Origin of the sequence: Alienimonas chondri, assembly GCF_013036045.1 — a bacterium.
GTDB lineage: Bacteria > Planctomycetota > Planctomycetia > Planctomycetales > Planctomycetaceae > Alienimonas > Alienimonas chondri.
In genome coordinates, this window is record NZ_WTPX01000204.1 from 1 (window position 1) to 6313 (window position 6313).

7 protein-coding genes are annotated in these 6313 nt (G+C 69.9%); 3 read left to right on the forward strand and 4 right to left on the reverse strand.

All coding sequences use genetic code 11. From position 1 onward, the window contains the following. Positions 1 to 410: 410 nt before the first annotated feature. Positions 411 to 1523, forward strand: coding sequence for a 3-dehydroquinate synthase (gene aroB / locus LzC2_RS19400; RefSeq protein ID WP_206678813.1), 1113 nt, complete (start codon positions 411 to 413; stop codon positions 1521 to 1523). 104 nt (positions 1524 to 1627) lie between these two features. On the opposite strand, the gene LzC2_RS19405 is transcribed toward aroB, so the two are convergent. From LzC2_RS19405 to larB, 4 genes are read right to left on the reverse strand one after another with little or no spacing between them, the layout of a single operon-like run. After that, entirely contained in the window at positions 1628 to 2944 is a 1317-nt protein-coding gene (locus LzC2_RS19405) for a hypothetical protein (RefSeq protein WP_171189685.1), read from the reverse strand. Between the two features lie 28 nt (positions 2945 to 2972). Beyond that, entirely contained in the window at positions 2973 to 3887 is a 915-nt protein-coding gene (locus tag LzC2_RS19410; RefSeq protein WP_171189686.1) for an NAD(P)H-hydrate dehydratase, read from the reverse strand. Further along, positions 3884 to 4141 (reverse strand): TfoX/Sxy family DNA transformation protein, encoded by a 258-nt coding sequence (locus tag LzC2_RS19415; protein ID WP_171189687.1) that lies wholly within the window; start codon positions 4139 to 4141, stop codon positions 3884 to 3886. Before LzC2_RS19415 ends, LzC2_RS19410 begins: the two co-directional genes overlap by 4 nt. Continuing rightward, positions 4138 to 4833 (reverse strand): nickel pincer cofactor biosynthesis protein LarB, encoded by a 696-nt coding sequence (larB, locus tag LzC2_RS19420; protein ID WP_246255204.1) that lies wholly within the window; start codon positions 4831 to 4833, stop codon positions 4138 to 4140. Before larB ends, LzC2_RS19415 begins: the two co-directional genes overlap by 4 nt. Before the next feature lie 57 nt (positions 4834 to 4890). Between larB and LzC2_RS19425 the strand changes: the two genes are divergently transcribed. Together LzC2_RS19425 and LzC2_RS19430 are read left to right on the forward strand one after the other, a co-directional pair. Next, positions 4891 to 6012: a M24 family metallopeptidase gene (locus LzC2_RS19425; RefSeq protein WP_171189689.1), complete on the forward strand. Its 1122-nt coding sequence runs from the start codon at positions 4891 to 4893 to the stop codon at positions 6010 to 6012. A 45-nt stretch (positions 6013 to 6057) separates the two neighbouring features. After that, the coding region (locus LzC2_RS19430) for a hypothetical protein (protein WP_171189690.1) at positions 6058 to 6313 on the forward strand (256 nt) is incomplete at its 3' end.

Sequence of the window (6313 nt, forward strand, 5' to 3'; positions counted from 1 at the left end):
GCGGTGGGATTTGCCGATCTCGGGGCCGTCGACACAGGGGGCGGCGGCGGAGACGGGGTCGGCGGGGCGTGTCGGGGAATGGAAGCTCGTGAAGATCAGACGGCCGGGTCGCACAAGGGTTCGCCCCGCTCCGCACAAGGCGGGAGCGAGGCGGCGGGGGCCAGTGCGGCCGGTCGGGTTGAGAAATCAGCGGGCGTCGCCACCCTGGGGCGTCAGGACCGCTGGGGCAGTCGCGACGCTCGTCTGTCATTATCCCGCCCCCCGGTGGGGTCGCAAGGGGCGCCTCGGGCGGGGGACGATCCCGCCGGGGAATGTTTGAGAACTCCCGTGATCGCCGTATCTTGCGGCGGCGTCGGGCCTTCGGGCGATTTCAGACGCTCGGTTTCCGTGTTTTCCCCTTCGAGTCCGTCGTGTCGATCGCCGCCCGAACCGTTCAAGTTTCGCCCGGGGGCCGGCCCGCCAGCGGCTACGACATCCTCCTCGAACCCGGTTCATCGGCCGCTTTGCCGCGGTTTCTCACGGAGCGACTGCCCGACTGCCGGGCCGCGGTGGTGGTGACGGACGAGCATCTCCAAACCGTCGCGACTCCGATGGCCGACGCCCTCCGGGGCGTCGGCGTGACGGCCAAGGTGCACGTCGTCGCGGCGGGGGAGAGGTCGAAGTCGCTCGAATCGATGCACGGGATCTTCGAGGCGCTGCTGGATCTGAAAGCCGACCGGCGGGCCTGCCTCGTCGCGGTCGGCGGCGGGGTGGTCGGGGATCTCACCGGGTACGCCGCGGCGAGCTACATGCGGGGGATCGCGCTGGTTCAGGTTCCCACCAGCCTGTTGGCGATGGTCGACAGCAGCGTGGGCGGCAAAACCGGCGTGAACCTGCCCCGGGGCAAAAATCTCGTCGGCGCCTTCCACCAGCCGGCCGGCGTGCTGATCGACCCGGACGTGTTGGCCACCCTGCCGGACCGCGAGTACCACGGCGGGCTGGCGGAGGTCGTGAAGTACGGCGTGATCTCCGATGCGGAGTTCTTCGCCTGGCTCGAAAAGCACGCCGAGGCGATCCTCGCCCGGGAGGCCGGCGTGCTCGTGCCGCTGATCGCTCGTTGTTGCGAACTGAAGGCCGCGGTCGTGGCCGCGGATGAGTTCGAAACGACCGGCGTGCGAGCCACGCTGAACTACGGCCACACCTTCGCCCACGCCTTCGAGAATCTCGCCGGCTACGGCGTACTGAGCCACGGCGAAGCGGTCAGCGTCGGCATGACTTGCGCCGCCCGACTGGCGGTCGCGCGGGGGATGATCGAACAGGCGGTCTTCGATCGGCAGACGGCTCTCCTGCAACGCTTCCAGCTGCCGATCGAGTTGCCCGCCGCGGTCGACGCCTCCGCGGACGCCGTGCTGGCGGCGATGCGGTCGGACAAAAAGAACGTCGCCGGCGCCCTGCGACTGGTGCTGCCGGTGCGGTTGGGCGAGGTCCGCATCTTCGCCGACGTCCCAGAAGAACAGGTGGCCGCGGCACTCGTCGCTTCGTAATTCTCCATGAGGCGAGCGGCGGGCGTCAGCCCGCTGAGCGTGTCGCTGAGAGAACCGTGGTTCGGCCGTCTCAGTGGGCTGACGCCCGCCGCTCGCCTGCGGGACTACGGGAGAAGGTCCCGCATTTTTCTTGTGTCTCCCGCCTCGACCGCGGCGAGCCACTCGTCGCGGAGATGGTCGTATTCCATCTGCTCAAGGAACCGCACCGCCGCCACACGGTCGTCGAGGAGAACCTCGCCGAACCATTCCCGCTGACGTTCCTCATGCAGGACGACGGAGCGGGCCGTCATCGGGCGGCCGAACGGCCAGGAGTCTTGGAGCTTGAAGCGAAACAACGCCTCGGCCGGTTCGCCGTCGCCGCCGGGGGACAGGATCGAACCGTTCGTCTCGAGCAGCAGGCCGGGCGTGCGGTGACGATAGGCGAACGACTCGCTGGAGGTGAGCATCCCGTTTGGGCCGAAGAAGCGGGCCATCAGCACGCCCGACAGGTCGTACCCGGCCTGTTCCGACCCGTACTTCACGACCAGTTCCCCGTTCCACAGGGCCATGCCGCCGGACGAACCGTCCAGCATCAACGCCCGCATCGCCCGGTCCAACTTCTCCCCGGCCAGCGGCTCGCCGTCGAAGGTGACGTGCTCCGCCAATAGCGTTCGGGAAAACGCCCGCCCCGCGGCTGCGGCGCCCTTCGGATCGTCGCGGGGATCGGGAGCGTCCAGCCCATAGTGACGGGCGATTTCCTGAATCCGTTCCGGGGGAGCGTCGAGCAGCGAACCGGGGCGGGCGGCCGCCTCGAACAACGCGGCCAGCAGGTCCGAGGTCCACGCGTCGCCGACCGTGAGGATCCATTCGCTCAATGCGGAGGCGTCGGTCCCCGGTCCCAGATCCTTTTCGAGCACCGCCTGGACCAGCGGGGCCGATTCCTCCAGCACGAATCGGCGCGTCCGTTCCATCCGCACCGGGTCCGTGCCGGCGGTGAGCGTCTCCTCCCAGTCGTACACGGTGAGCACGCCGTAGTGCGTCACCGACACATCCCGTTTGAGTCGCGACGGCGGGACGTCGGCGTCCTTGCGAACGTTGGAGTAGGGCGCGATCGGTAGCTCGACGAAGTCCGGGATCGCGTCTGCGGAGGAGAATCGGCCGGAGGCCCGCACCCCGCCTTCGCCGCGGTTCTGCTGCTTCGCCGGGAGCGACGCCACGTCGTTGAGCGGGCTGTCCCACTCTCGGCTCCGTGGCGAAACGACCTCGTCCCGCCTGTCCCAGGCGTCGGCCTCCCCGGCGAGCGTTTTCTGCTGAACCGTGCGGGTGACCGATCCGTCGGGGTTCAATTCCGTTTCCGCCCGGAAGTCCCCCGGCTGACATCCGACCAGCGCCGAGGCGCCGAGCGATAGAAACGCGAAAGCGGCGGTGCGGGCGGCGGTCATGGGAGATTTCGGTCGAGGAGCGTCGGCGTCAGTCGTACCCGGGATCGGCGAAGGCGGTTGCGAGGAACCGCGGCAGGTCGGAGGCGATCATCCCCGGCTGCGACAGCTCCGCCGCGGCGAGATCGCCGGCCCGGCCGTGCAGATGAGCGCCGCAGCAGGCGGCCTCGAACGGTTCCATTCCCTGCCCGATCAGCGCCGCGATCAGTCCAGTCAGCACGTCCCCGCACCCGCCGGAGGCCATGCCGGGGTTGCCGGTGCGGTTTTCGAACAACCGTTCGCCGTCCGTGACCAGCGTGCGGGAGCCTTTGAGAAGGAGGACGACGTTGTGTTCGCGGGCGAACATCGTGGCGAGGGATTCGCGGTTCTCCGGGGTCCACTCGAAGTCCTCTTCCGGCTGCATGTCGCTGCCGATCAGCAGCCGCATGAACTCGCCCGGGTGCGGAGTGAGCACTCGCGCGGCGTCGGCGGGCGGATCAGCCCAGTCGCCGCCCTGATCGGCGAGGGCGTTGAGGGCGTCGGCGTCGAACACCGCCGGCTCCTCGCAGGACTCCCACAGTTCCTGCACCGCCCTCTGAGCCGCTTCGCTCCGGCCGAGGCCGGGACCGACCGCCCACACGTCCGGCTTCAGGTCGTCCAGATCGGCCAGCCAATGCCCATCGCGGTGATCGATGAGGTGACCGCCGGTGGTCGGCAGCGGGCGGGTCATCAGGCCGGGTTCGATCCCCGTGACCACATCCGCGACGGTCTCCGGGCACGCCACCGTCACCAACCCCGCTCCGCCGCGGAGGGCCCCCAGCCCGCTGAGCGCCGCGGCGCCGGCCATGCCGCGGCTGCCGGCGAGGATCAGCACGCGTCCGTAGTCGCCCTTGTGGCTTTCCGCGGCCCGATCTGGGTGGCGGGGGATGCTCGTCACGGGGACGGGCGTGATGCGATGAACGGTCATGCCAGCAGGTCTCCGGTTTGATGCAGCAGGTCGTTGCGGCGATCGGCGGAGATGTCGTGCGGTTCGATACCCGTCAGCGCTCCTTCGATCGCCCACAGCAAGTCTTCCGAGGGCCGCAGCGCCTTCGCCCGCACCTTCATGTAGGCGTCCGCGGCGCCCGCCGCGCGGAGGGCCGTCTGCGAGTGGATCCCCGCTTTTGCCAGCAGCGCCGCCGATTCGGCGTCGAGGTGCGGCATCGCGGCGAGGTCGCTCATCGGTCCAACTCCCGGTCGTTCGCCCCCGTGGCGATCAGGCCGGCGACGTAGCCGCCCTTGAACCCGCCGTCGATATTCACCACGACGACGTTCGCCGCGCAGCTGTTCAACATGCCCAACAGGGCCGCCAGTCCCCCGAAGTTCGCCCCATAGCCCACGCTGGTCGGCACCGCGATCACCGGGCAGCTCAGGTGCCCGCCGACGACGCTGGGCAGCGCCCCCTCCATCCCCGCGACCACCACCGCGGCGTCCGCCCCCTCCACCTCCGGCAGTCGCTCCGGCAGGCGGTGCGGGCCGGCGACGCCGACGTCCGCGATCAACGCGGTGCGCACGCCCATCCAACGCAGCGTTTCGAGCGCTTCCTCCGCGACCGGCCGGTCCGTCGTGCCGGCGGTGAGCACCGGGACGAAGCCGATCTCCCGCTTCGCCTCCCCGAATCGCACCGTCCGGGCCAGATCGTTGACGACCGCGTCCGGCATTTGGCCGGCAAGCAGGCCGCGGGCCTCGTCGCTGACCCGCGTGGCAAGACCCCGCTGCCCGGCGCCGCGTTGGGCCGTGAAGACGTCGCGGATCTGCTCTGCCGTCTTCCCCTCGCCGAACACGACCTCCGGAAACCCGCAGCGCGCGGCGCGGGCGAGATCGACGCTGGCGTCGGGGGTTCGGGCGGTGGGGGTGTTTTCGGCGGAAGACATCATTGCCCATTGTAACGCCGCGGCTCCGGGGAGCCTCGGCGTTACACTCCCGGCACCATGCCCACGCCGACGCCCCCTCCTGGAACCCATGCCGCCCGCCGCGATCGCCTGCGGGCGGCGCTTGCGGAGCAGCAGCCCGACGTCGCCGCCTTGCTGGTCGACAGCACGGTCAACATCGCCTATCTGACCGGATTTACCGGCAGCAGCGCCCGGCTGCTGATCGGGCCGGACGTCGAACGGCTCCTCTCGGACAGCCGCTACGCCACCCAGATCGAGCGGCAGTGCCCCGGGCTGGACGCCACCATTCGCACGCAGGCGGAAAGCTTCGTCGACTCCACGGTGAAGGTACTCGCCAAGGTCCGCGGTTCGGTCGCGGTGGAAGCGGAGCACATCTCTCTCCACGACTTCGAAAAGCTGAAGGGGGCCGCCGCCGGCACCCCGCTGCGGACGAGCGACGGACTGGTCGAGGGCTTGCGGGCGACCAAGGACGAGTGGGAAATCGAACAGATCCGCACGGCAGTAACCGTCGCCGAGGAAGCATTCACGGAGACGCTGAACGACCTCCGCGGCGGGGAATCGGAACGCGATCTCTCCTACCGCCTCGAAGCGGCGTTGCGGGCGCGGGGCGCCAAGGGCTTCAGCTTCGCCCCGATCATCGCGGTCGGCGAGAACGGCGCCTGTCCGCATTACGAAGTCGGCGATCCGAAGATCGGCGACGCCGGTTCGCTGCTAATCGACTGGGGCGCCCGCATGCCCGGGGGATACGTTTCGGACCTCACCCGCACCGTGCTGACGGGCGAGGAACCGGAGGAGTTCCGCCGCGTGTACGACACGGTCAACGCGGCCGTCGATGCGGCGCTCGCGCTGCTGAAACCCGGCGTTCCCCTGAAAGATGTCGACGCCGCGTCCCGCGCGGTGATCGCGGAGGCCGGCTACGGCGACTACTTCGGGCATGGGCTGGGGCACGGAATCGGCTTGCAGGTTCACGAGGCCGCCCGGCTGAGTTCGCTTTCGGATGACGTCGCGACCGCCGGCATGGTCGTCACCGTCGAGCCGGGCGTGTACCTTCCCGGTCGATTCGGCGTTCGGATCGAAGAGGACGTCCTCGTCACCCCCGCGGGGGCCGAGACGTTGTCCTCGCTGCCCCGCGCCGAACCGCTTCGCCTCCGTCTCGCCTGATTGGCCGCCCGTTCGGCCGCCCGCCCCGCTCCGGTCCCGCCCCGCATGAGTGACGACGCCCACGAACCCGCCGACGACGACCGTGACGACGCCCCCCATGGCGACGAGGGGAGCGCCGTCGCCGGCGCCCCCGCCGACGGTCCGTTCGATCTTCCGGCGGTCGCATCGCTGCTGGAAATGATGCAGCGGTTCGACGTCTCCGAGATCGACCTGAAAGGCCGCGACTCCGAAGGGCAGGCCCAACGCTGGCACGTTCGCCGCGGGTCGCTGGCCCCGGTCGCCGTCGCGGCGAACGTGCCAG